This is a genomic window from Hymenobacter psychrotolerans DSM 18569 (assembly GCF_900142395.1).
Lineage (GTDB): Bacteria > Bacteroidota > Bacteroidia > Cytophagales > Hymenobacteraceae > Hymenobacter > Hymenobacter psychrotolerans.
Genome location: NZ_FRAS01000001.1, coordinates 268,661 through 293,503, shown reverse-complemented (window position 1 = coordinate 293,503; position 24,843 = coordinate 268,661). Strand labels below are relative to the sequence as shown.

Below are 24,843 nucleotides of genomic sequence, written 5' to 3'. Positions count from 1 at the left end.
GATTTTAATGTACTGGCACAGGGTTAGGTAAGGGGCAGGTACTACCAAGTCGTACATCAGTATGCTTTCCCGACCAACTTTTGCCGTGCCGCTTGTAGCCTTGGGGCTGCTGACAGCCGGCGCGGCCCATGCGCAGCAGGGGCCGATTATTGCCGATTCGCTGACCCTGGACGGCACAATTCGCTCCGTACTGGATGCCAACCCGGCCATTACTACTCTGGAAGAAGAGGTGAATGCCGCGACCAGCCGCGTAACGCAGAGCCGTGGCGGTTTCCTGCCCCAGATTACGGGCACCGCCACCTACACCCGCATCGACCCGGTGGTGAAGCTGCAGCTGAGCCCGGAAGGGCCGGCGTTTCAGTTTGCGCCCAACAACAACTACGACGCGCATATCACGCTGCAATACGGGCTGCTGGATTTCGGCAAGAAGGACGCCACCTACAACCTGGCCGAAAGCCGCCGCCTGACGGCCGTAGACCAGATCAACGTGACGCGCCGCGACCTGGCGTATTCGGCCGTGCAGGCGTACTACAACATCCTGTTCGTGCGGGAAAGCATCCGGGTGCAGGACGCCCAGATTGCGTCATTGCAGCAGCACCAGCGCGAGATGGAGAAGCGCGTGGAAGGCGGCGTCAGCACTCGTTTCGATGTGACGACCACGCAGGTGCGCATTACGCAGGCCCAGAACACCCGCATTGATCTGCAGAACCAGCTGCGCAACCAACAGGTACAGCTGGCGCGCCTGCTCCACAAGCCGGAATACGTGGAGGTGCCGGTGCGGGGCGTGTTTGCCTACCAGCCGCAAGCCATTGATCTGAACGGTGCGCTGGCGCAGGCTACGGCCAACCGCCCGGAAATCAAGCTGGCCCGCGACGCCGAGCAAACGGCCAACCTGAACCTGAAGCTGATTGAGCGCAGCAACCTGCCTCTGCTGGGCATTGGGGCACAACTGGGCGCCAAAAACGGCTACCAGCCCGACCTCGACCGAATCCGGCCGAACTCGGTGGGCGTGGTGCAGCTTTCGGTGCCGATTTATGATGGCAACAAAAACAAAAACCAGCGGGTAGAGGCCCTGGCCAACATCCGGGGCTCCCAGGCCCGCATCCAGGATACCGAAGAGCAAGTGCGCGCCGACGTACGGCAGGCGGCCAACAACCTGGAGTCGAGCACCGCCCGCTACGACAACGCCCTGCTGCAGATCAACCAGGCCACCGACGCCCTGACCCGCGCCAAGGCCCGCTACCGCTACGGCGTAGGCAACAACCTGGACGTGCTGGATGCCGAAACCTCGCTGGCGCAGGCCCGGCTGGCCCGGCTGCAGGCCATCTACAACTACACGCTGGGCCAGTACCAGCTCAAGCGCGCTACCGGCGAGCAAATCTGGTAGCCATGCGGCAGGTGAGGAGCTGCTTTTCTTAAGGCTATACTCTCTCGCCGCTGCGGTATCTGCTCAGGCTCATGCTTTCTAGTATTCCACCGTCCTATTCTTCCCCTCCTATGACCATTCTGTGCCCGATTGACTTCTCTGCCGCCACGGAAGCACTGGTACGGTACGCGGCAACCCTGGCGGCCGGTACGGGAGGGGAGTTGCGGCTGCTGCACGTGCTGGAGCCCGGCCCGCTGCCCGCCACCAACGATGTAGAGCTGGCCCAGCGGCTGGCCCTGCACCGTGAGGCCGCGCTGGCGGCCGGCGCCCGTGTCACGACGGCAGTAACGCAAGGCGACGCGGCGGCGGAAATAGTAGCCGAAGCCCGCCGCCACCCCGCCGCTATGATTGTAATTGGAGCGCACGGCCAGACGGGCCTCACCCGCTTCCTGATGGGCAGCACCGCCGAAACTGTAGTGCGCACCGCGCCCTGCGTCACGCTGCTCGTGAAACCAGGCTGCTCCCAGGCCTACCGCCAGTCAGCCTGAAACCAGCCTGCCCATGTAGCGCAGCTGCCACCTCTTTCCAAACAACGACAACGAACAACCAAGTACCCCTATGGCAACCCCCGCTCAACACGATCCGGCCGCCGCGCCCCAACCTTCTGCCGCATACGAGCCGGTGGCTGAGGAACAGGAAGGCCGCTCCAAGCGTCCCATTATTCTTATCGTTCTGGCTTTGGTGCTGCTGATAGGCGGCTACTTCGGCTGGCAGCGCTACCAGTTCGGCCAGACCCACGAAGAAACCGACGATGCGCAGGTAGAGGGCGACATTTACCCCATTCTGCCGCGCGTGAGTGGCCCGGTGCTGGAAGTGAAAGTAGACGACAACCAGTCCGTAAAAAAAGGCGACATCCTGCTGACCGTAGACCCCGCTGACTACCAGCAGCGCGTGAATGCCGCTGAAGCAGCTCTGGCCGCTGCGCAAGCCAACGTGGTGGCCGCCCGCGCCGCTGTGGGCACCGCCCAGGCCAACGTCAGCACGGCTCAGGCCACCATTGGCGTGAGCGACGCCAACCAGGCCCGCCTGCAGAAAGACCTGAAGCGGAGCGAGTTTCTGCGCAAAGAGGACATCATCCCGCAGAGCGAGTACGATGCCGTGCAGGCTAACCTCAAATCGACGAGCGCCCAGCGCAACACGGCCCAGCAGCAGGTGCAGGTAGCGCGCCAGCAGGTAGAAGCCGCCCGCCAGCAGGTGGCGGTGGCCGAAGCCGTAGTGAAGCAGCGCCAGGCCGACCTCGACAACGCCAAGCTGCAGCTGAGCTACACTACCATTGCGGCGCCCGTCAACGGCTTCGTTAGCAAAAAATCGGTACAGCCCGGCCAGTTGGTAGGGCCTAACCAGCAGCTGATGGGCATTGTGGCATCGGAAAAAACCTGGGTAGTGGCCAACTTCAAGGAAACCCAGCTGGCCAACATGAAAGTGGGCCAGCCGGTGGAAGTGGAAGTAGACGCCTACCCGAACCGGGAATTTGCCGGCCACATCGAGTCGCTGTCGGCCGCTACCGGCGCGCGGTTTGCGCTGCTGCCCCCCGACAACGCCAGCGGCAACTTCGTGAAAGTGACCCAGCGTGTTCCCGTCAAAATCGTGCTCGACAAAGTGGACCCGGAGCACCCGCTCCGCGCCGGCATGAGCGTGGTGGCAACGGTGAAAACCAAGTAAATTTTCTGACCTGAGCGCTACGAAGTGAGAACCAGGACTTTTGCGCAAAGCCCCGGCCGAGCGGAAAGTCTAAGTTCTCACTTCTCGTTTCTCACATCCTAGCCTCTCATGGAAACCGGATTTACCAAGTGGATTATCGTCATTACGGTGGTGATGTGCTGCTTGCTGGAGCTTATTGACACCAGCATCGTAAACGTGGCCCTGACCCAGATGATGGGCAACCTATCGGCCACGCAGCAGGAAGTAACCTGGGTAGTGGCATCCTATGGCATTGCCAACGTCATTGTGATTCCGATGACGGGCTTTCTGGCCGAGCAGTTTGGCCGCCGCAACTACTACCTGTTCTCAGTTATTCTGTTTACGCTGGCCTCTATGGCGTGCGGGCAGAGCACCAATATCTGGGAGCTGGTGGCCTTCCGCTTCATTCAGGGCATTGGGGGCGGTGCCCTTATGGCTACTTCGCAGGCTATTCTTATTGATACGTTTCCGCCCCGGCAGTTGCCCCTGGGGCAGGCGCTGTTCGGCATGGGCGTTATCATCGGGCCCACCATTGGCCCCACTCTCGGCGGCTATATCGTCGACAACTACGACTGGCCCTGGATTTTCTACGTGAACGTGCCGGTGGGCATACTGGCTGCCATTTTCACGATTATGTTCATTCGGGACCCGGAGCGCATCAAAAATGCCGTCCGCCGTCCGTTTGGCCAGATCGACTGGGCGGGCGCGTTTCTGCTGGTGCTGGGCGTTGGCTCGCTGCAGCTGGTGCTGGAGCAGGGCGAGTCCGAAGACTGGTTCGAAAGCTTCTACATCGTCAGCTTCACGGTGCTGGCCGTGGTTGGGCTGGTCGGGTTCATCGTGCGCGAGCTAACGGCCAAAGACCCGATTGTGGACCTGCGCGTGCTCACCCGGAGCCGCAACCTCTCAATTGGGGCTTTCCTGTCGTTTGTATTGGGTTTCGGGCTGTTTGCCTCGGTGTTTGTGTTCCCCATCTTTTGCCAGCGTATTCTGGGCTTCACGGCCGCCCAAACCGGCTTTATTCTGCTGCCCAGCGCACTGCTGTCCGGCATGATGATGCCCATTGTCGGGAAGATGATTCAGGGGGGCGTGCCTCAGAAAGTGCTGCTGCCCATTGGCTTCGGTATCTTCTTCGTCTTCTCGTACTGGATGAGCACGCAGCTTTCGCCCACTGCCGGCGAGGACGACTTTTTCTGGCCGCTGATGCTGCGCGGCTTCGGGCTGGCGCTGCTCTTCCTGCCCATCACCACCATGTCCTTGTCGGGGCTCAGTGGTAAAGATGCCGGGCAGGCAGCCGGCCTCACCGGCATGATCCGGCAACTGGGCGGCTCGTTTGGTGTGGCGCTGGTGGGCACGTATCTGGAGCGCTCCATTGCTACCAACCGCGTGGCCCTGCTACCCAACATCTCGCTCTACGACCCCGAAACGCAGCAGCGCCTGCAGGCTTTCACGGGTGCCTTCATGGGCAAAGGCTCCAGCCTGCTGCAGGCGCAGCAGCAAGCCTATGCCGCCCTGGAAGGCACCCTGATGAAACAGGTATCCATCATCACCTACGGCCAGATTTTCCTGCTCATCGGCTCGTTCTTTCTGATCTGCGTTCCGCTGGTGCTGCTTATCCGCACGGCGCGTCCCGGTGAGAAGGTAGACCTGAACGCGGCCCACTAACCCGCCGCCCTAAGTTGACACACATAACAGGCCGCCCCGGATTTCCGGGGCGGCCTGTTATGTGCAGGCAGGTAAAAACCCGTTCATCGGGCTGCAAGCATTTTTCGTCTCGCAAAAACGGACTTCTGTCCGATGAGTTGAATTTATTTAAGATAAAATATTCTGCATAAAATTAAAACATGGTAATATTGCGCTACTGAGAAGAGGCTAGAAGTCCAATAACTACTCTGTATAAGCTAATACAGCTATGCTAATGGTAGCTTATTCTCCTGATTCTCAGGTACCACGTTCTGCGCTCCTATTTCCTTCTTCCCGCCTTGTTGCTCCCTGTCCGCCTCCGTTCCGCTTTTGGCCGCTTTCTGTTTCTGGCCGCTGTGTCTTCCAGCCTTCTGTCGGGAGAGCCCGCCACAGCTAGTGGCAGCAACGGTTCTGACGCCAGTCCGGCCAGCACAAAGGCAACTGCCGTGCGAGGCCGGGTGCTAAACGAGGAAGGCCGGCCGCTGGTAGGCGCTACGGTGGTCTGGAAGGGCAGCCCCTACGGGGTAAGCACCGATGCCGAAGGCAACTACCTGCTGCCGCTGGCTGCCGGGCGCAGCGTCATCCTGTTCAGCTACGTTGGCTACGCCGATGACGAAGTAACCGTGCGTGGCGGCGGCACTCAGAACATCACCCTGCTTCCTTCCGAGCAGGCCCCGGCCGCTCCGGTACTGGCCGGCGGCGCCCGCCGGGCCCAGCGCGGTATCAAATAACCCGTTCCCTGCACACCCATGCAAAGACCCGCCAGCTACTCGCTGGCGGGTCTTTGCATGGGGGCCGGTAAGTGCCGCTGCTATTGGTACTGGATGTAGAGCGGTTTGGGGTTCAGCTCGGCCAGCACTTCCTTCGCCGTCATGATGTGGTGGGGCGCGGGGCGGGCATCGTACTCATAGAACAGCTTGAAGCCGGTGTACTGCACCATCTGCTTCTCGATGTAGGCTTTGTACGAGTCCTTTTTCAGCGTGGGGTTGCCCCAGCCGTCCATGTGCATCACCACCTGCACGCGCGGGTCTAGCTTGATGTTTTTGGTGTTCGTAATCATGCCCTGCGTGAAGCGGTGCACGGTCAGCACTTTCGGCGGGAGCTTGTTTTCGCTCACGATGCGCGCCAGGAAATTAATGGTATAGTTGACGTCCTTGGCGTCGTAGGTGCCGATTTTCTTGCCGGGCCGCACGCCCTTGGTTTTCATGGCAAATTCCGGGTCGATGCCCAGGTGCACGATGGGGTCTTTCAGCCAGGGCTCCAGCTTGTGCAGCTCATTTTCCAGGTCAGAAAGGCCCACCTGCACGTCCAGGAACACAATGCAGCCGTTGTCTTTGGCCCACTGAATCGTTTCGTCGATGGTGGCTTTGGAGTTCATCAGGCGGTACTTGCCGTCTTTGCCCGCGGCAGCCTGCGCCGTGATGGTTACGCTGTGCAGAGCCGGCTGCACCGGAATGCTGGGGTCAGCTTCCTGCCATTCCTTCTGCACCTTGCGGAACTTGGCCAGCATCTGCTCCTTCGGCTCCCGGCCCAGAATGCCCATGCCCTTCGCCCGGATGTTGCCATAGAAGGCCACAATCCGCTTGCCCGGCAGAATAGCGCCCGGCAGCTGCCCGCTGGCCTTCACGATGGAGTCGGCCTTGAGCGAGTCGCGGCGCATGGCCTCCCGCTTAAGCTGCAGCGTGTCTACTACCACGGGCTTCGCAACGGAATCAACGGCGGCGGTGGCATTCTCCGAATCGGTGCCGGAGCGGGAGCCGCAGCCCGGCAGAGTGGTGAGAGAAAGGACAAGACCTAACGAGGTGAGCCCAAGGCTGAGAGAAGAAAAATACCGCACTGAAAACTGAATGGGGGAAGGTGTTGCCGAAAGTTACGTCTTCCGATGCAGAACCGCATACGTGTGGGCATTTTGTTTGGCCTCTTCCACAGCAACTCGGCGGCCGGGCCTGAATTTCTGTGCCGCATCGGCTAAACCACTGAGGTTAATTGCTGTACCATTTCGGCCGCCGGCCTGCTGCGGAGGCTGAGCGCAGGGCGGATTTCTGGCGCAACCGAATTTTTTGGGTAAGCAGGTGTTATGGCTGTAGTTTCATCACCATCAGCTGATTCACGTGTTATTCAATAAAATCAACTCCTTCACTGGCCGTGCGCTGCTGCTTGTATGGGCAGTGCTGGGGCTTGCGGCTGGCAGCAGCTGCTCCAAGGAAGAAACGTCGCCGACCACCGAGAGGCCCGCAGCCCCTGACACGCATCTGGTCAGCAGCACCCTCATCGGCGAGTACAGCACTGCCGCGCTGGCCGGCCGGGTACCCGATATTCCGCTGGCGGGGGCGCTGGTGCGCTACCCCATTCGGGTGTACAAGCTCACGTATACCACCCGCACGCCGGGCGGACAGCCGGTTACGGCATCCGGCGCGCTGCTGGTGCCCGTCACTACGCAGGCACTGCCGCTGCTCAGCTACCAGCACGGCACTATCCGGCCAGACGACGAAGATCGGGCTCCTTCTTACTACAAGTCGAGCAGTGAGGTGTATTCGGCCGTGTCGGTGCTGGCCTCCACGGGCTACATTGTAGCGGCCCCCGACTATATCGGCTACGGCGCTTCGAAGGCCCAGCCGCACCCGTACGAGCACGCGTCTTCGCTGGCATCGGCGTCGTTGGATATGCTGCGGGCGGCGAAGGAGTTTTGCCGCAAGGAAAACGCCCCGCTCAACCAGAAAAATTATCTGCTGGGCTACTCAGAGGGCGGGTTTGCCACGATGGCGCTGCACAAGCTGATGGAAGAGCAGGCCGCCAGCGAGTTTACGGTGACGGCCAGTGCCCCGGGAGCCGGGGCCTACCACAAATCGGCCTTTGCCAGCTACATTCTGAACTCCACGCAGCCCCTGAATTTCCTCAGCAGCTATGTGTGGGTGCTCGATACCTACAACCGGGTCTACGGCATCAACCGGCCTTATACCTACTACTTCAACCAGCCCTGGGCCGGGCAATTGCAGGCGAATCCGTTCGGGGAGGTGCCGACGCAGGCCAGTGAGCTGTTCGCCGGGCCGTTCCGCGCAGGCGTGCTCAACCAGTCCGATACGCAACTGCTGGCTGCCTTCCGCGACAACGACATCTACGACTGGAAGCCCCGGGCGCCGCTGGCTTTGTTCCACGGCACCGCCGACGACTACGTGCCGTATTTCAATTCGCAGGATGCGTACAACGCCATGCGGGCCCGGGGCGCTACGCAGGTTGAGCTGCGCCCCATTCCGGGCGGCACCCATTTCTCGTCGGTGGCTACTTATACGCTGTCGGCGCTGGCGTTTATTTCGCAGTGCTGAGGGCGCTGAGGCCTTGGCCTGAGAGATGCGCAGATGCTCCGGGTGGCTGAGCAGGCCAAGCGCCTAGGCCGTGGCTTCGGCTTTGGCAGGGCTGACGGCAACACGGCCCCAGGCGCCAGCCAGCGCCGCCAGGCCACCCACCAGCCCGCCTACCAGTGCCGTAAGCAGCACCAGCAGCCAGCCGTGGCCGCCCAGGGGCAGCAGCTGGGCCACCCGATGGGCCAGCAACCCTTCGTTGCGTACGTTCAGCCAGCTGGCCAGCACCAGCCAGCCCAGCCCAATGCCGAGGAAGCCCGCCAGAAACGCCCTGCCGCCGCGCACCGGCCACGTGAAAGCCAGCACCAGACATAGCGGCGTAATCACCCACCAGGGTAGAAAAATCTGCAGGCCGGTACCCAGCACCAGAATCAGCAGCAGCAACCAGGCGAAAGACTTCATAGGGCAGCTGAGAAAAGAGAAGCAACGGAAGAATACCCCAAACGGGCGTAGCCGCCTGGGCTACCGGCCGGACTGCGCTGTATGCTGCCGGTGCTGCCGCGCGGCGCTACCGGAGCGGCCGGCATCGGAATAATGACCTGCTGGCGCACCGAAACCGGCTGGCCGGCTGCATTGCGGGCGGGAGTCCAGCGCGGCATGTCGCGCACGAGGCGCAGGGCTTCTTCGTCGCAGCTGCGGCACAGGGGGCGCACTATTTCCGTGGCCCCAATTCGGCCATCGGCCTGCACCACGAAGCGCACTTCCACAGCCCCGCGCAGGCCTTCCTGCTTCAGCACCTTGGGCTCGCGCAGCTTGTCGGTGAGGTAGTCGCGGAGGGCAGTGCCGCCGCCCGGAAAGCTGGCCTGGGTGGCTACCTGCCCGCCTTCAAACACGTGGTTGGGCCCGTACATCTGCACCGGCACCGTAAGCTGCACCGATACCACACGGCCGTTCTGCTTGCCCGGCTCGAAGCGTGGCAAGGCCCGCACGGCCGCCAGTGCGGCCGCGTTGCAGGCGTCGCTGAGGCCCCGCACCACTTTCTCGTCCGTCGCGCGGCCATCGGGGCGCACCACGAAATTCACGAATACCTGCCCTTCCGTGCGCCCGTCGCGCACTTCGGCCGGCAGTTGCAACGCCGCCTGCAGCGCCGGCGACACGCCGCTGATAGAGCCGCCCAGCGTTGGCATCTGCTCCACGTAGGTGTAGATTTTGTCTTCCACTACCGGCGGTGGGGTGGGCGCCGCCGGCGCGGGCACGGCCATCAGGTCGGAGCTGCTGGTGTTGAGGCTGAAGGTTATCGGGATGGTATAGTTTACGGAAACCACGCGGCCGTTTTGCTTGCCCGGCGTCCAGACGGGCATATCTTTTATGAGCCGCAGCGCTTCTTCGTCGCAGCCGGAGCCGATGCCTTTTACGACTTTGGCATTCGTGGGCTTGCCGGTGGGCGGAACAACGAATGAGACGAATACTTTGCCCTCTACCGCATTGGTGCGGGCCTGCGCCGGGTAGCGCAGGTTGGTGCGCAGGTACTGCTGCATAGCCTCCATACCGCCCGGGTACTGCGGCATTTGTTCCACGTATGTATACACTTTGGCTTCTGTCCCTTCCTCAACCGCTCCCGAACGGCCGTCAGGCCCGAAGCCCGCCAGGTCAGTCAGGGGCCTCTGGAACGCTACCGACAGGGAATAGCGGGTGGCTACGGCCTTGTCCTCGCGGCGGCCGGGGCGCCAGCGGGGCATGGCTTGCACTAGCCGCAGGGCCTCGGCGTTGGTGGCCGCGCTCAGGCCCCGGGCTACATACGTGTCGGTCAGGCGGCCGTCGGGGCGCACCACGAACCCAACCAGCACCACGCCCTGTATCCGCCCATCCTGCACATCTGCCGGCAGGCGCGCGCCCTTGAGATACTGCTGCAGCGCAAACTGTCCTTCCGCGTACTCCGGCTTGATCTGCACCTGATACAACTCATAGACGGGCTCTGCCGGGGCGGCTGGCTTGGTGGCCGTTTTGGCAGGAGCCTTCTTGACAGCAGTGCGCTGCTGGGCCGCCGCCGGGAGCAGTGGTAGCGCCGTCAGCAGGGCGGTGAGCAGAAGATGAGGTACGGAATGCACAGGGAATAAGGGCAAAAGGCGGAATTTCGATAGCGAAGATAAGCCGATAAGACTCAGCGTTCCAGCGTCCAGGCGGCGCGCACCCGCGGGTGGGGCTCGTCGGGGGCGCGCAGGAAGAGCAGCTCGTTGAGCTGGCCCACGCGCCAGGTTTCCAGCAGGTCGTCGTAGGCCGGAGAGCCGGGGTTGCCGCTCTGCCCGCCCGGAAACACGCCGTAGGCCCGCACCCGCGGCCCCAGCGCCACCACCATCCGCCACGACGGCCCGTTGCGCTCCGAAGTAGCATTCACGATGCCTGCTCCGCCGCCGCAGTCCAGATCCATGTGGCCGAAGCCGGGCAGCTGCGCCAGATGCAGAATGTCGGTGCTTTTCTGGTTTTTCCAGGCCCATTTCTCACTCAGCGGCCCGAATTTGCGGGTGAGCGAATCTGAGGCGACGCGGAAAGAAGCCAGCGCCAGTTGCGGCAGCGTTTCGCGCTCGGGCGTGCGCCGGTCGTCTATCCAGGGGCTGTTGGGTTCGCGCAGAATCAGGTTGTTGGTCCGGTCCCGGGACGGGCTGCGCATCTCCAGCCCGGTGGCGGCCAGCCCAAAATCATCGGTCCACAGGCGCTTCACGAGGGTGTTGTACCACAGCTCAAAAATGCCCGGCCCGATGGCCTGCGCCTCGTAGAAGTAGTTCCAGCGGCGCAGCGCATCGTAGGTGCGGCGCTCAGCGGGCGTTAGCTGCGCCGTTGGTAGCAGAGCCAGCAGGCGGGGCAGCATTAGCTGGGCGTTCAGGCCCAGGTTGTCGTTTTGGAGGCGGCGCAGGCTGTCCGGCGTCACGCGGGTCATGCGGGCCAGCCGCTGGTTGATGCGGTGCCCCCGTTCCCAGGACGCAAAATCCCAGCCCAGGTAATACGGGTAGTCGGGCCCCGCCGGAAACTGGTTGGCCGACGACACGAAGCCCCGCGCCGGGTTCCTCACGTGCGGGTTCCGGGCCTGCGGAATCCAGCCCTGCCAGTCGTAGGCCGGGTCGGTGCCGTCCAGCACAAACTTGCCCTGGTTCGGCCACTTCAGCGGCAGGCGGCCATTGGGCCAGATAGCAATATCATTCTGCTGGCTGGCGAAGATGAAATTCTGGGCCGGCGAGCCGTACGTAGTCAGGGCGGTGGTGTAGTCCTGGTAGGTGCGGGCGCGGTTGAGGCGGTAAAAGGCCAGCACCTCATTGTCGCCGTCGTGAGCGGTCCAGCGCATGGCGTGCCGAATAGGCGTCTGGGGCAGGAAGGGTTTTTCCGGCTTGTCGTACACGATGGGGCCGTGGTGGGTGTAGAGCACCGTATCGAGCCGGTCGGGCTGGCCGCGCACTTTAATGTGCTCTACCACGCGGCGCACGGGTTTCCAGCGGCCGTCGTGCCAGTATTCGCGGCGGGTATCGTCCTTAAACTTCAGCTGGTACCAGTCCAGCACATCGGCGCCTACGTTGGTCACGCCCCAGGCTACTTCCTGGTTGAAGCCGATAATGACCGTGGGGGCGCCCGGAATGGTCACGCCGTACACGTTCACGCCGGGCGCGCTCAGCTGCACCTGGTACCAGATGCTGGGCAGGTTAAGCTGCAGGTGTGGGTCGTTGGCCAGCAGGGGAAATCCGGAGGCCGACCTGGCACCGCTCACGGCAAAATTGTTGGAGCCCAGCTCGGGGTCGGGCTCGTTCTGTGGCGTGCTATTCGACATGGCCGCCTCAAACGAGGCCGGCGTGGGCAGTACCGTTTCCGGCGTGAAATCCAGCGGCGTCCCGACGGGCACGATTGGGTCTTCGCGGGTTGGGTAGCCGGGAAACAGGTCTTTCACCACGGCCGGCCCGTATTTGCGCAGCGCGTTGCTCAGGCGCAGGTCGTCGGAGCGGCCACTCAGGTCGAAGGCCATGTATTTGAGCAGCAGCGCGCATTTCAGCGGCTGCCACGGCTCGGGCGTATAGTCGAGCAGCTTGTACTCAAACGGCAGCGAAGCCGGCGTCAGGCTCTGGATATAGGCATTTACGCCGGCTGAGTAAGACGTCAGCACGGTGCGCGTGGTCGGGTCGGCCATCATCACCTTCAGCGACTTGCGGGCCCCGAAGCCCAGACCCATGCGCCGGAAAAACCGGTCGGTTTCCAGCCGAGCCGGCCCCACAATCTCCGAAAGGCGTCCTTCCGCCACATGCGTCACGAAATCCATCTGCCAGAGCCGGTCCTGTGCCGTGAGGTAGCCCTGCGCATAGTACAGGTCGTGGTCGTTCTGGGCGAAGATGTGGGGCACGCGCTTGTCGTCGAAGCGCACCTGCACGGGCTGCTGCAGGCCGGGCAGGCGCAGCGTTTGCTGGGCGGGCAGCGCGGCCGCGGCCTCCGCGTTGCGCCAGAACCCCCGGTACGGGCTCATAAACTTGCCGAACGGCGGCACCTCGCCGTGGCGGGTGTTGAGCACCCAGGTAAGGGCCAGAACCGTAGCCAGGGCCAGCACGGCCCGAATAGAATGCCACATAAGTGAGGAGCAGACGGATAAGTCGGCCACACAACATCCGACAAAAAAACGCGGCGCGCAAACCCGGTCAGGTCTGCGCGCCACGCTGTCTGGAATATAGGGAGGCTATTCTACGGCCTTGGCGCCTTTGTAGGGTAGAAAAATAGAGAAGCCTGCCCGCACATCCAGCGCCCCGGCGGCGGGGCCGAGGTTGCCGTCGTTGCGGCTGTAGCCCGCCGATACTTCTAGGGCCGCGCCGGGCGTCAGGAAGTAGTTGTAGCCCACGGCGGCGCCGTACGTCAGGTAAGAATTGGTCGTATTATCCCGGCTGCCATCGTAGTAGTTCGGGGCCCAGACGGTCTGCCCCATGATACCGGCGTTCAACTGCCCGAAAAACCGGTGCGGGCTAGTGCCGGGGATGTAATAGCGGGCAAAAGGCGAAATGCCATAGGTCAATACGCGGGTAGAGTAGTTGCCGCTGAGGTTACCGGGCTTGTAGCTGCTGTAGCCCAGTGGCAGTGTGGCCCCTAGCAGGAAGTTATCGGCCACGAACACGCCGGCCGACGGGTAGAGCGCAATTGTAAAGCTGCTGTTGCCGTAGTTTTTCTTGCCTTTGCTATAGCTGAGCTCCCCCAGATTGGCGCCAATGAAGCGGGCCCCTTTTTCGGTTTGCGCAGTGGCAGTAGCGGCCAGCGCGCAGCTCAGGCCTGCGAGAAGAATTTTCTTCATAAATGAGAAAGAGAAAGTAGATGATAGTCTGTAGGAAGGAGCAGAGCGAGGCCCTAATGGTTGCAGCGACGCGGCTTTTCTGCTTGCACGCTGCAAAACCACACTAAAAAGCCGCTGCCATACAGTGGCAACGGCTTTCTAAGGCGTGCAGGTATAGTAAGGAGATGCTAGAGGTTTTCGCCCTGCCGGACCAGGCCGGCAATGCCCCACTTCTGGAGGCGTAGGCGCACTTTCTCGGCTTCGGCGCGGTCCTGGTAAGTGCCCACGAGCACCCGGTTCAGGGGCTTGCCTTCTTTGGAGCCGGCGGCTACCGTCACGGTCAGGCTGTTGTCCAGCGCCAGAATCCGGGACTGCACTGCCTGCGCGTTGCGGGCGTCGCCGAAAGTGCCGGCCTGCACCACAAACGTGGGGTGGGGCTCAGGCACCACCACTACGTCGGCGGCTTCGGCGGGGCCCGGCAGAATAGAAGTAATAGCCGTGAGGTTGGTCAGCGAGTCAGTGGTGAGGGCCGCCAGGTCTTCGGGCGCATCGGCTGGGCCCAAGGGCGTGTCAGAAGGTACCACTTCCGCTACCACCGAAACGGCGCCGCGCTGCACGATACCCAAGGGGCGCGCCGCAATTTCCGATAGATCGAGAATGCGCTGGTGGCGGAACGGGCCCCGGTCGGAGACGCGCACAACCACCGACTTCTGAGTCTCTGGGTTCGTGACGCGCAGCTTGGTGCCGAAGGGCAGTGTTTTGTGGGCGCACGTATACTTGTTGCGGTCGAACCGCTCCCCGTTGCTGGTGCGGTGCCCCTGATGCTCGCGGCCGTACCAGGAGGCGCGTCCCCGCAATACCGCCGACCGGCGGGCCACTGCGGCAGGAGTCTTTTCGTCGTCGCTGGAACGGCTGGCAAGGGCCTCAGATGAGAACGACGACAACAGCGTAAGCACAACTGCCAGCATCAAGCCCGAGACATTCATTCGTAGAAGCAACTTCATCAGTACTCGTGTTGGTGAACGGGACAAATCTAGAAGTGCTGTGCAAACTCAGTACAAGGCGCTGGCTACTGCTGGTATGCAATAGCCTCTATATTTGTGTTTTTTAAAGAAAATTTGTATTTAACTTGCCGGCCGCACGAAAGCAAAATGATTGATTGTGTTTCCTTAAGACGGATTTTGCACTATTGAAGGACGCCAAAGCGAAGAGTATAAAATGAGACTATCCGCGGCTTAAAAAATATTGACGATTGGGTCCGGCTTCTGCGTCCCGGACGGTTGCAAAAGTCTCGGGATTTTTATAAGAGCAGCTTGCCTGCTCTGCCTGCATAAATCAGCGGCGATACGCCGGGCCGCGTCGCGCAATTTGCCGTAAGTTGCTGCATGGATTTTGGCCGTCTTTCTGACCTGCGCTACGTTGATTTCCGGTTGCCGCCGGACCACCCCAATACTGCTGCCATGCTGGCCCGCGCCCCGGCTCCGGAGCAGCAGGAGCTATTTATAGGATGCCCTATCTGGACTAATAAAGCCTGGCTGGGCTCGTATTTCCCGGCCGGCATCAAGGAGGCCGATTATCTGCACCATTATGCCCGGCAGTTCAACAGCCTGGAGCTGAACACGACGCACTACCGGATTCCGGATGCGCCCACGGTGCGCAAATGGCGCGATGCCGTGCCCGCGGGCTTCCGGTTCTGCCCCAAGCTGCCCCAGGTTATCAGCCACGACCGGGCGCTTTATAACACCGACGACCTGACCAACGCCTTCTGCCGCTCCATTCAGGAGCTGAACGACCGGCTGGGCTGGTGCTTTCTGCAACTGCCGCCTCATTTTGGCCCCGAGAACCTGAGCCGGCTGGAGCGCTACCTGCTCGATTTTCCGGCCAACATTCCTTTGGCCGTGGAGCTGCGCCATCCGGCCTGGTATTCCGATAAAACGGCGTTTGCCGCCGTAGCCGCTATGCTGGAGGCGCTAAACAAAACGCTGGTTATAGCCGATGTGGCCGGCCGCCGCGACGTGCTGCACATGCGCCTGACCACGCCCACTGCCTTTATCCGCTTCAACGGCCACGGCCTGATCAACTCCGACTACCAGCGGGCGGACTTCTGGGCCGAGCGGATTGCGGGCTGGTTGCAGCAGGGCCTGCACACCATGTACTTTTTCGTGCACCAGAAGGACATCATGCACACGCCCGTCTGGACGCAGTATTTCCTGGACCGCCTGCAGGCCCTGACGGGGCTGGCCGTGCCGCCGCCGCGCATCATTCCGCAGCCGGTGCAGGGAAGCCTGTTTTAGCGCCGGTGCCGGCCGGTCCCAAACGCGTACCTTACTCTGTCTGATTTTACTGCACATGAAGTCTTTTGCGCGTTTGCTGCTTGCCGCCAGCATGGCCTTGCCGGGAGTAAGCCTGGCTCAGGCGGTGCCTGCATCTGAGAGCCAGTGCCTGCTGCTGCCTCTCCCGCTACCCAGCCGTGCTACTCAGGCTGCTCTGGTGGTAGAAGCCGAGGTGCTCGATGCCCGCAGCTTTCGGGTGGCGGGCCGCATCTACACGGCGCACCGGGTGCGGGTGTTCAGCAGCCTGAAGGGCAGCGCGGCCCGCGAGCTACAGGTCCTGACGGAAGGCGGCACCATCGGCCTCGACCAGCAACTGCTAACGAACACGCTGCAGCTCCAGCCCGGGCAGCAAGGTATCCTGTTTCTGACGCCTTCCACGGTGCCGGGTCCTGAAGCTGACCAACCCCTCTGGGCGGTGTATGGCAGCGCGCAGGGCTTCATTCGCTACGACCTGAGCACGGGCATTGCCACCGAGCCGTTTCGGGACTATGGACTCGTCGCGGAGAGCTTCTACCAGGAAATAGCCGCCGCCACCGGCCAGCGCCGCCGCCTGCTACAGCCCAATCCAAAGCTGGAGGCAGCGCTGCGGCAAGCGGCCATGCCGGTAATGGCGCGCGGGCAGGCCCCGGTTATCAGTGGCTTGAGCCCGGCGAGCGTGCCGGCCGGTGTGGGCACGGTACTCACCATCAGCGGAGCGGGCTTTGGGACCACGCGCGGCAACGGTTTCGTGGAATTCCGCAACGCCGATAACGGCGGCAGCACCTTCATAAAGCCCCAGGAAAGTGAGTACGTCAGCTGGACCGATACCCGCATTCAGGTGCGCGTGCCGGCGCTGGGCCAGCCGGCCAGCCCGGCCGGCAGCGGCCCGGTGCGCGTCACCACCTCCGACCAGCAGCAAACCACCAGCCCGACCTCTATTGCGGTGCCCTATGCCGTGAGCAACGTGCAGGCCTCCCAGACCGGCGAGCTGGTGCGGCCAAATCCGGTAAACCGGAACGGCCGCGGCGGCTATAGCTTCCAGTTTGAGAGTGGCTTTGCGGCCAACACTGCCGCCGTGGCCGCCTGGCAGCGCGCCCTGGCCACCTGGCGCTGCCAGACCCGCATGAACTGGGAAACTGCTGCGCCGCTCCGGGCCGGCCGCGGTGCTGCCGAAGACGGAGAAAACAGCATCGGGTTCGATCAGGGCGCTGAGCTGCCGGTCGGTATTCTGGGCCGCACTACCAGCTACTACCGAGGCTGCTTCCGCCCCGATGGCCGCCTGACTTTCGCGCTGCACGAAGTAGACATGCAGTTCGATGACGGCGCCAACTGGCAGTTCGGGCCGGGGCCGGCCGCCGGGCTGCAGCTCGATTTTGAGTCGGTGGTGGTGCACGAGCTGGGCCATGCGCAACAGCTGGCCCACGTGATTCTGCCCGGCGCCGTGATGCACTACGCGCTGGCCCGCGCCCAAAACAACCGCACTATCAGCGCCAGCGACGTGGCGGGCGGGCGGCTGGTGCTCCGTACCCGTGGGTTTGTGGCGCAGGGCTGCGGGCCGGCTCCTATGCTGCCCGCGCCGCTCACGTCCCTCTCGGCCGGAGCCGAGGCCGGTGGCATAGCCGTCAGCTGGACTACTGCCGATGCCTGCTTCGTGGAGAGCTTTCAGGTGCAGCGCAGCCGCGACACCACCAGCTGGCAGCCGCTGGCCACCGTATCCGCCCCGGGCCTTTCCCGCTACCTGGACGCGCAGCCGCTGGCGGGCCTCTCCTACTACCGGCTACGGCTGCTGCACCCCGATGGCAGCGTGGCATTTACGGCGCCGGTTCCGGCTGTGGGCGGCGAGGCCGGAGCGGCCATCCCGGGCTTGTTTCCGAACCCGGTGGGGGCGGGGCCGTTGCGGCTGCAGTATCCGACTACTGCGGAAGGCCGCGTCAGCTTATCAGTCTATGATGCGGTGGGCCGCCGGCAGCGCAATGTGCTCCTGGACATCCAGCCGGGGCTGAACGTGCTGCCGCTTTCGTTGGCAGGGCTGAGCCCGGGCTGGTACCTGCTCCGCTACCTCGACTCTGAAGGGCGCACCGAAACGCTGCCGTTTCTAAAAACGGGCGAGTAAGCTTCCAATCAGATTGTTGAAACGGAAATAGGCGCTACCGTTCCAGTAGCATAGCGCCGTAGGAGTAGCCGCCGCCAAACACCGTAATAATCACCCGGTTGCCGGGCTGCAGCAGCGGCCAGGTGTCGCCGAGGCCGATGGCGGCGCCGGCGCAGCCCGTGTTGCCCAGCCGCTCGATGTTGGACACGGCCCGTTCGGGGGGCAGGCCCAACTGCTGCAGCACATTTTTGGTGATGCGCAGGTTGGCCTGGTGCGGAATCAGGTAGGTGAGGCTGTCGAGGGTGAGGTGCTGGCGCTCCAGCAGCTGGCGAGTCACGCGGGCCATGTACTGGCAGGCATACGTGAATACGTCGCGGCCGTGCGGCATCACAATGCCCCGCTCTACGGGTTTCAGCGTCACGGCCTCATCGGCTTTGCCGGCTACGGCGGCGCCGCCGGTCAGCACTTCCTTCACCAGCAAATCGGCCGGAGCCAAGCGGTCCTTGCTCAGTAGCAGCGCCGAGGCGCCGTCGCCCCAGAGGTGGCCCGCTACGGTGTCGTGCTCGTTGTTGTAGGCTGTGTTGTGCTCACTCACCACCACCACGGCCCGGCGGGCTTTGCCCAGCGCGAAATAGCCTTCTACAATTTCAATGGCATTCAGCAGCGACGAGCAGGCCGACGAGATGCTCACCACCGGAATATCATTGATGCCCAGGTCGCGCTGCACGGCGTGTGCCAGGGTATAGATAGTGTCATGCGGGGTGTAGGTGGCACCTACAATCAGGTCCACCTCGTCGGCTGGGAAAGCCGTGGCCTGTGCCAGCACCCGGCGCGTGGCCTCAATGGCCATGGTGTTGGTGTTTTCGCCCGGGCTGGCTTTGCGCCGCTCCCGAATTCCGGTACGCTCAATAATCCAATCAGCCGCAAGACCATTCAGATTGGTGAAATGCTCGTTGGTGATGACTTGGTCGGGCAGGTAGGCTGCCACCTGATGGATATACACGGAAGAAAAGCAGTTGGAGGGGCGGAAAAACACGGCAAGTTAAGCCGCTCAGCCGCACTGCGCCGCCATACTACAGCGGGTGGTCCGTACTTTGCACTCGGCTTGTTCGTTCAAACGCCAAAGCAAGGGGCCTTTTCTCCCCGATTTAGTGTAAGATTATGACGTTTCGTTTTAGGCGCTGCTGCGTGGTGCTCCTGCCTGCTATAGGGCTCCTGTTGCTGGCCCGGCCTGCCACCGCGCAGAAATACCGGACGGCGGCCGGGGTGCGGCTCAGCCCCGGGCTCTACGGCCTCACGGTGCAACAGAAGTTTCTGCCGAAAGCCACGCTGGAAGGCCTGGTGCTGGCTGGCCCGCGCGAAGTAACGGGCACTGTGCTGGCCGAACGGCACTTCGGAATTCTCGGCCCCAGCCTCAACTATTATCTGGGAGCCGGTGGCCACGTCGGCAACAACAAGAATACCGGGGCATTTGGGGGCGTCGATGCCATAGTGGGGGTAGAATACAAGATTCTGCTCAGCCGGCTCGTCATTTCCGCCGACTTCAAGCCCAGCATTGAGTTCAACTCCGATGACTGGGCGCGCTTCCCCACCGCATTTTCTCTGCGCTACGTGCTTGTGAAAGAGAAAAAGACGGGCCTGTTCGACGGGCTTTTCGGTGGAGACAAGGACAAGCCCAAGCAAAAAAACAAGCCGAAGAAAAGTAGCCCCCGCAGAGGGTTGTTCGATTGGTAGGCTTCCGGAAATGTTGTGTATAATGCAAAATATTAAATAAATATTTCAATAATTCAGGGAAAAGCTTACTTTCATAACGGAGTGTGTTGCGTTTCTGCCACCGTTATTGTTCTGCGCCATGCGAATCCCTGTCACTGCCGCCCGGGTGGCTGCCCGAATTATGGGGTGTCTGGTGCTGTGCACCGGTATAGTGCCGCAAGTGGCCGCGCAGCCGAGCGGCTGCGTGGGGCAGAGTCCGGGCGGGCAGCCGGCCGGCTCGGGGCTGTACGCGGAGTACTACGCCGGATATTTCGCCGATAACCAGACCTACTTCACGCAGAACACGCCGGGGCTGGTCAGGGTAGATGCGCAGGTGAATTTTCCCAACAGCGGCTTCGGCGACCTGACCTCCGTGGCGGCAAACACCCTGGCCGATCCGGACGACTTTAGTCTGCGGCAGCGCGGGAGCCTGGCCATCACCACGCCTGGCACCTACACCTTCTACCTGACCTCCGATGACGCCTCATACTTATGGATAGGCAATGAGGCGCTGGCCAGCCCAGCTGTGGCCGCGCAGGCCACCATTGCGCACGGCGGGCTGCATTCGGCCTCGGTTATCCGACAGGCCAGTGTGTATCTGGTGGCCGGGCTGCACAACATTCTGCTGCACTACGGTGAAACCGGCAGCGCCAATACGCTGGTGCTGGAATACCAGGGCCCGGACGCGCCGGTGCGGCAGGTAGTGCCGGCCAACGTGCTCTGCACGGCCGTGCAGCCCCTGCGCAATCTGCCAACCACCATTCTGTATTCTCCCAACAACCAAACCGTTACGCCGGGAGCCGGGGCTGTGTCCCCGGTGCCGGGCGTGGTGGGGGCCGGCCCGGCGCCTTATTTCGTGCTGGCAAATGCGGACCGCCTGCCTGCCGGTATCAGCATCAACGCCGCCACCGGCCAGTTGACGCTGGCCGCCAGCGTCGGCAATGGCTTGTACCAGGCCGATGTGCTGGTAATTGATGCAGAAGGAGCCGTGCGGTTCCGGCAGGTATACACGTTTGCGGTGGCCGTGCCGGGGGCCGCTGGCTGCACCGGCAACCGCCCCGACAACGGCCCGCCCACCGAAGGCCTGTATGCCGAGTACTATAGTGGCTATTTCGAGGATGATCCGGCCTTTTTCACGACGCACAACCCGGGCCTTATCCGGCTCGAACCACAGTTCAACTTTGCCAGCACCGACAGTTGGGGCGACCTGACCACCGTGGCGGCGGGCACAGCCAGTAACCCCAACCAGTACAGCGCCCGGTTTCGGGGGAGCTTCACCATCTTCAGCGGCGGCACCTACACGTTCTACCTCTCTTCCGACGACGCCTCCCGGCTCTGGCTCGATGACGCGGCCCGACCCGCTGCGCCGCTCAACAGCGCTGCCACTATCAACAACGGCGGCCGCCACCGCGACTCTACCGTAGCGGCCACCGTGACGCTGGCCGCCGGGCAGCACGATGTGCGGGTCCATTTCGGGGAAGATGGCGACCAGAACAGGCTGGTGCTGGAATACGAAGGTCCCGATGCCCCCACCCGGCGCGTAATGCCGGCAACCGTCTTCTGCTCGGGCAGTAGTGGGCGGCCGCTGGGCGTGGCGCGGGAGCGAAGAGTACGGCTGGCAGTGGCCCCCAACCCCAACCGGGGCAGCTTCGAAGTGCAGGTAAGCCAGCTGCGGCCCGGTGCCGTGCGCCTGCAGCTGCTGGACACGCGCGGGCGCATCTGCTACTCCACCCAGCTGCCGGCCGCCCCGGAGCAGCGCCTCAACCTGGAGCTGCCCGGCCTGGCCGCAGGCCTCTACCTGCTGCGCTTAAGCACTGCCGACGGAGCTGCTACCCATAAGATAGTAGTAGAGTAAGCGCCGGCCGCCAGGGCCTCCGGTGCTTACTCTACCAGTCTGCTATGCGTGCAACAGCTGCTATTCCTGATGTACGCGGCCGCGGCCGGCAATTTTGCTTTTGACGTTGGCCCCGCCGCGCACATACACGTCGCCGGAGCCGGCAATGCTGGCTTCGAGGCTGCGCCGGGCGTACAGGCGGCCGTCGCCGGAGCCGCTGATGCGGATGGCGCTGGCCTCGGTGCGCAGGTCGGAAGCGCGCACGTTGCCGGAGCCGCTGATGCGGGCTTCGTGCTGCGGGCAGGTGCCTGCCACCGTAATTTCGCCGGAACCCGATACTGTGGACTGCAGCTTGTCGGCGGTGAGCTTCGGCACCGTTAGCTGGCCCGAGCCACTGACGCCCAGGCTCAGCGCCTCAGCTTTCAGGTCACCTTCGGTCTTCAGCTGGCCCGAGCCGCTGACGCTAAGCTCCTCAATAGCAGGCACCGTAATGTATACCGTCACGGTGCCATCAAAACGGGTGGAATACGTGAAGGCCTTGCGTTCTTCGCGCTTGGTGCCAATGCGGAGCCGGCCGTTGTCCACGGTTGTTTCGAGGCGGGCCAGGTCGGCAGCGGAAGCGTCTATTTCTACGCGCTGCGGGCTGCCCTAGCGTACTATCACGCGGGCGGAATTGGATAAGCCAATCTTCGTGAAGGCAGCCACCTCACGGACTTCACGGACCGGTGCCGCCGCCAGCCGAAGCACTGGAGCCAGCAGAAGCAGCAGGAAAAGGTAACGCAGGTTTTTTATGGCAGGCACGGCGTACGAGTGAAACATCTTTCTGAAGAGATGTATGCTTGGCCGGAAGCGTTGCCTGCTGCCGGCTAAAATGCGCACCGGGCCGCGTGTCGGATATTTTTATGCAGGTTTATAGCCCGGTGGCCGCTTTCGGGCCAGCCGGGTTTCTGCTATGCACCCGCACGAAAAGCTCCTGCACCGCTTCTACCAGGCCTTCCAGCGCCGCGACTACGCGGGCATGGCAGCTTGCTATCATCCTGAGGCCACGTTTGAAGATGCGGCTTTCCGCCTGCAGGGCCCCGACATCGGGAAGATGTGGCGGATGCTCTGCGGGCAGGGCAGAGACATGCGCCTCGCCTACAACGATATCCGGGCCGACGACCAGCAGGGCTCTGCTACCTGGTATGCGCGCTACACCTTCTCGAAAACCCGGCGGCCGGTGCACAATCATATCCGGGCCCATTTTACGTTCCAGGATGGCCTGATCCGTACGCACCACGACCAATTCAGCTTCTGGCGCTGGTCGAGGCAGGCCCTGGGGCCGATAGGCTGGCTGCTGGGCTGGTCTGGGTTTTTGCAGCGCAAGGTGCAGGCTACGGCCGCGCAAAGTCTGGCGGCTTACCGCCCGCGGCTCAACCAATAAGCCAAGCCGCTGCGTATCAGGGGCTGTGCTGCGCGGCTTTCCACTGCCTTTTCTTTGATTTATGCTTCCGCCCGTCTCCTACTTTCTCCCTGAGCTTCAGTTCCAGACCAGCCGCAGCAGCGGCCCGGGTGGCCAGAACGTGAACAAGGTGGAAAGCCGCGTGGAATTGCGCTTCCGGCTGCCGGAGTCGCAGTTGCTCACCGAGGAGCAGAAGCAGACGCTGCTGCAAAAGCTGGCGTCGCGCCTTACCGCCGAAGGCGAACTACTGGTGGTGGCGCAGGAAGACCGGAGCCAGCTGCGCAACAAGGAAACGGCGCTGCGCAAATTTCACGAGCTGCTGGCCAAAGCGCTGCACAAACCCAAGGCCCGCAAAGCCACCAAGCCCAGCAAGGGCGCCGTGCGGCAGCGCCTCGAGTCCAAGAAAAAGCACGGCGAAAAGAAAGCCAGCCGAGGCCGGGTGGACTTTTAAGTGAATGAGTGAATGAGTGAATGAGTGAATGAGTGAATGAGTGAATGAGTGAATGAGTGAATGAGTAGCATCTTTGAAAGCCAGTTGGCCGGTTGCGTTATCCACTTCCACTCATTCACTCACTCAAAAACTCACAGCAATGTGCCGCGTAGCACCAGCGTGGCTACCGAGAAGTAGATGATAAGCCCCGTCACATCGACGAGGGTGGCTACGAAAGGAGCGGAAGAGGTGGCGGGGTCGAGGCCTAGGCGCTTAAGCAGCATCGGAAGCATGGCGCCGGCCAGCGCGCCCCACAGCACAATACCCAGCAGCGACACGCCCACCGTTATGGCTATCAGCTGCCAGAACGGCCCGAAATAACCAGGGTCTATCACCTTGGCCCACAGTACAATGCGCATGCCGCCCACAATGCCCAGGATAATGCCCAGCGCCAGACCGGCCAGAATTTCGCGGCGCATCACCTGCCACCAGTCGCTCAGGGCAAACTCGCCCAGGCTCATGGCCCGGATGATGAGCGAGGTAGCCTGGGAGCCCGCATTGCCGCCGGCCGAAATGATGAGCGGGATGAACAGCCCCAGCACCGCCGCCTTCTGCAGATCCTCCTCAAAATGGTGCATAGCCGACGTAGTCAGCATTTCGCCCAGCAGCAGAATCACAAGCCAGCCAGCCCGTTTCCGCACCATTTCCCAGATCGACGTATCGAGGTAGGGCTCGTCGAGGGCTTCGGAGCCGCCCAGCTTCTGAATATCCTCGGTGTCTTCCTCTTCCCGGATATCCAGAATATCGTCGATGGTCACGATGCCGAACAGCACGCCTTCGTCGTTCACCACGGGCAGCGCAATCCGGTCGTTCTTGCGGAACACGTCGATGGCGGCTTCCTGGTCCTGCATGGCGTTCAGCTTCACGTAGCGCCGGTCCATCAGGTCGCTCACGGGCCGGCCGGGGTCGGAAAGCAGAAACTCCCGGATGCGGATGTCGTCGAGCAGGACGCCACGGTGGTCGGTTACGTAAAGCACGCTCAGCGTCTCCGACTGCCCGCCGTGCCGCCGGATGTAGTCGAGCACCTGCTGCACGGTCCAGTTCTCGCGGATGGCAATGTAGTCGGGCGTCATCAGGCGGCCCACCGAGTACTCGGGGTAGCCCAGCAGTTCCAGCGTCACCTTGCGCTCCGCCTCCGACAGCGTCTGAATCAACTCCTTTACGAAGTCGTCGGGCAGAAATTCCAGCAGCGCCGTCCGGTCGTCCGGCGACATCTCATTGAGGATGTCCGATATTTTTTCCTGCGACAGATTTGCCAGAAAGTGCTTCTGCACGTCCAGGTCGAGGTATTCGAACACCTGCGTGGCCAATTGCAGCGGCAGCAACCGGAAAATAATAAGCTGCTCCCGCTCTTCTTCGGCCTCAATCAGCTCTACCAGCTCGGCCGGCTCATAGTGCTTGAGTATTTCCTTGAGCTTGAAAAACTCGCCCTCCTGAATCAGGGACGTAATGTGTTCGGTGGTCGGGTGCTGATTCATGTAAACTAAAGAAGGGCAGTGTCTCGCTAGGCAGGTGGGTTGGTGGCACGAACGGCGCGCAAAAATAGCCGG

At 62.4% G+C, this 24,843-nt stretch carries 20 protein-coding genes and 1 pseudogene; 12 read left to right on the top strand and 9 right to left on the bottom strand.

The window, feature by feature from the left end:
• Positions 1-85 precede the first annotated feature (85 nt).
• The 5 genes from BUE15_RS01210 (at position 86) to BUE15_RS01190 (ending at position 5,517) form a co-directional block, all read left to right on the top strand.
• A complete protein-coding gene (locus tag BUE15_RS01210) occupies positions 86-1,387 on the top strand; it encodes a TolC family protein (RefSeq protein ID WP_211617557.1) in 1,302 nt (433 codons plus the stop codon).
• A 110-nt stretch (positions 1,388-1,497) separates the two neighbouring features.
• Positions 1,498-1,914, top strand: coding sequence for a universal stress protein (locus BUE15_RS01205; RefSeq protein WP_073280863.1), 417 nt, complete (start codon positions 1,498-1,500; stop codon positions 1,912-1,914).
• Between the two features lie 70 nt (positions 1,915-1,984).
• Positions 1,985-3,088 (top strand): HlyD family secretion protein, encoded by a 1,104-nt coding sequence (locus BUE15_RS01200; protein WP_084548741.1) that lies wholly within the window; start codon positions 1,985-1,987, stop codon positions 3,086-3,088.
• A gap of 108 nt (positions 3,089-3,196) precedes the next feature.
• Positions 3,197-4,768, top strand: coding sequence for a DHA2 family efflux MFS transporter permease subunit (locus tag BUE15_RS01195; RefSeq protein ID WP_073280861.1), 1,572 nt, complete (start codon positions 3,197-3,199; stop codon positions 4,766-4,768).
• 374 nt (positions 4,769-5,142) lie between these two features.
• Positions 5,143-5,517 (top strand): carboxypeptidase-like regulatory domain-containing protein, encoded by a 375-nt coding sequence (locus tag BUE15_RS01190; RefSeq protein WP_170865162.1) that lies wholly within the window; start codon positions 5,143-5,145, stop codon positions 5,515-5,517.
• Positions 5,518-5,597: 80 nt separating this feature from the next.
• Here the strand turns inward: BUE15_RS01190 and BUE15_RS01185 are convergent, their stop codons facing one another.
• Positions 5,598-6,623: a hypothetical protein gene (locus BUE15_RS01185; RefSeq protein WP_244535846.1), complete on the bottom strand. Its 1,026-nt coding sequence runs from the start codon at positions 6,621-6,623 to the stop codon at positions 5,598-5,600.
• Positions 6,624-6,897: 274 nt separating this feature from the next.
• Between BUE15_RS01185 and BUE15_RS01180 the strand changes: the two genes are divergently transcribed.
• On the top strand, positions 6,898-8,109 hold the full coding sequence (locus BUE15_RS01180) for an alpha/beta hydrolase family protein (protein WP_244535845.1): 1,212 nt from the start codon (positions 6,898-6,900) through the stop codon (positions 8,107-8,109).
• Between the two features lie 63 nt (positions 8,110-8,172).
• Here BUE15_RS01180 and BUE15_RS01175 read toward each other — a convergent pair whose 3' ends face one another.
• The 5 genes from BUE15_RS01175 to BUE15_RS01155 all read right to left on the bottom strand — a co-directional run bounded on the left by BUE15_RS01175 (position 8,173) and on the right by BUE15_RS01155 (position 14,358).
• On the bottom strand, positions 8,173-8,547 hold the full coding sequence (locus BUE15_RS01175) for a hypothetical protein (RefSeq protein ID WP_073280859.1): 375 nt from the start codon (positions 8,545-8,547) through the stop codon (positions 8,173-8,175).
• Positions 8,544-10,193 (bottom strand): TonB family protein, encoded by a 1,650-nt coding sequence (locus tag BUE15_RS01170; protein ID WP_073280858.1) that lies wholly within the window; start codon positions 10,191-10,193, stop codon positions 8,544-8,546. Before BUE15_RS01170 ends, BUE15_RS01175 begins: the two co-directional genes overlap by 4 nt.
• Before the next feature lie 53 nt (positions 10,194-10,246).
• Positions 10,247-12,685, bottom strand: a complete 2,439-nt coding sequence (locus BUE15_RS01165) for a penicillin acylase family protein (RefSeq protein WP_073280857.1) — start codon at positions 12,683-12,685, stop codon at positions 10,247-10,249.
• Between the two features lie 105 nt (positions 12,686-12,790).
• Positions 12,791-13,393 carry an outer membrane beta-barrel protein gene (locus BUE15_RS01160; RefSeq protein WP_073280856.1) on the bottom strand — a complete coding sequence of 201 codons (603 nt, stop codon included), beginning with the start codon at positions 13,391-13,393 and terminating at the stop codon, positions 12,791-12,793.
• A gap of 167 nt (positions 13,394-13,560) precedes the next feature.
• Positions 13,561-14,358 (bottom strand): septal ring lytic transglycosylase RlpA family protein, encoded by a 798-nt coding sequence (locus BUE15_RS01155; RefSeq protein WP_170865161.1) that lies wholly within the window; start codon positions 14,356-14,358, stop codon positions 13,561-13,563.
• A 399-nt stretch (positions 14,359-14,757) separates the two neighbouring features.
• Here BUE15_RS01155 and BUE15_RS01150 point away from each other — a divergent pair, with 399 nt between their 5' ends.
• Positions 14,758-15,666: a DUF72 domain-containing protein gene (locus BUE15_RS01150; RefSeq protein WP_073280854.1), complete on the top strand. Its 909-nt coding sequence runs from the start codon at positions 14,758-14,760 to the stop codon at positions 15,664-15,666.
• A 55-nt stretch (positions 15,667-15,721) separates the two neighbouring features.
• Positions 15,722-17,797: an IPT/TIG domain-containing protein gene (locus BUE15_RS01145; protein WP_073280853.1), complete on the top strand. Its 2,076-nt coding sequence runs from the start codon at positions 15,722-15,724 to the stop codon at positions 17,795-17,797.
• Positions 17,798-17,831: 34 nt separating this feature from the next.
• On the opposite strand, the gene BUE15_RS01140 is transcribed toward BUE15_RS01145, so the two are convergent.
• Positions 17,832-18,779 carry a 3-oxoacyl-ACP synthase III family protein gene (locus BUE15_RS01140; protein ID WP_073281162.1) on the bottom strand — a complete coding sequence of 316 codons (948 nt, stop codon included), beginning with the start codon at positions 18,777-18,779 and terminating at the stop codon, positions 17,832-17,834.
• Between the two features lie 158 nt (positions 18,780-18,937).
• Between BUE15_RS01140 and BUE15_RS01135 the strand changes: the two genes are divergently transcribed.
• The gene (locus tag BUE15_RS01135; protein WP_073280852.1) at positions 18,938-19,510 is read left to right on the top strand and encodes a hypothetical protein; all 573 of its coding nucleotides are present in this window, start codon (positions 18,938-18,940) and stop codon (positions 19,508-19,510) included.
• Between the two features lie 118 nt (positions 19,511-19,628).
• The gene (locus tag BUE15_RS01130; RefSeq protein WP_084548736.1) at positions 19,629-21,383 is read left to right on the top strand and encodes a PA14 domain-containing protein; all 1,755 of its coding nucleotides are present in this window, start codon (positions 19,629-19,631) and stop codon (positions 21,381-21,383) included.
• 60 nt (positions 21,384-21,443) lie between these two features.
• Here BUE15_RS01130 and BUE15_RS01125 read toward each other — a convergent pair.
• A pseudogene (locus tag BUE15_RS01125) lies at positions 21,444-21,998 on the bottom strand (head GIN domain-containing protein); the annotation flags it as partial.
• Positions 21,999-22,314: 316 nt separating this feature from the next.
• Here BUE15_RS01125 and BUE15_RS01120 point away from each other — a divergent pair.
• Together BUE15_RS01120 and arfB are read left to right on the top strand one after the other, a co-directional pair.
• Complete coding sequence (locus BUE15_RS01120) at positions 22,315-22,785, top strand: nuclear transport factor 2 family protein (RefSeq protein WP_073280849.1); 471 nt, start codon at positions 22,315-22,317, stop codon at positions 22,783-22,785.
• 61 nt (positions 22,786-22,846) lie between these two features.
• Positions 22,847-23,254 carry an alternative ribosome rescue aminoacyl-tRNA hydrolase ArfB gene (gene arfB / locus BUE15_RS01115; RefSeq protein WP_073280848.1) on the top strand — a complete coding sequence of 136 codons (408 nt, stop codon included), beginning with the start codon at positions 22,847-22,849 and terminating at the stop codon, positions 23,252-23,254.
• A 131-nt stretch (positions 23,255-23,385) separates the two neighbouring features.
• On the opposite strand, the gene mgtE is transcribed toward arfB, so the two are convergent.
• Positions 23,386-24,771, bottom strand: coding sequence for a magnesium transporter (gene mgtE, locus BUE15_RS01110; protein WP_073280847.1), 1,386 nt, complete (start codon positions 24,769-24,771; stop codon positions 23,386-23,388).
• Positions 24,772-24,843: the final 72 nt, after the last annotated feature.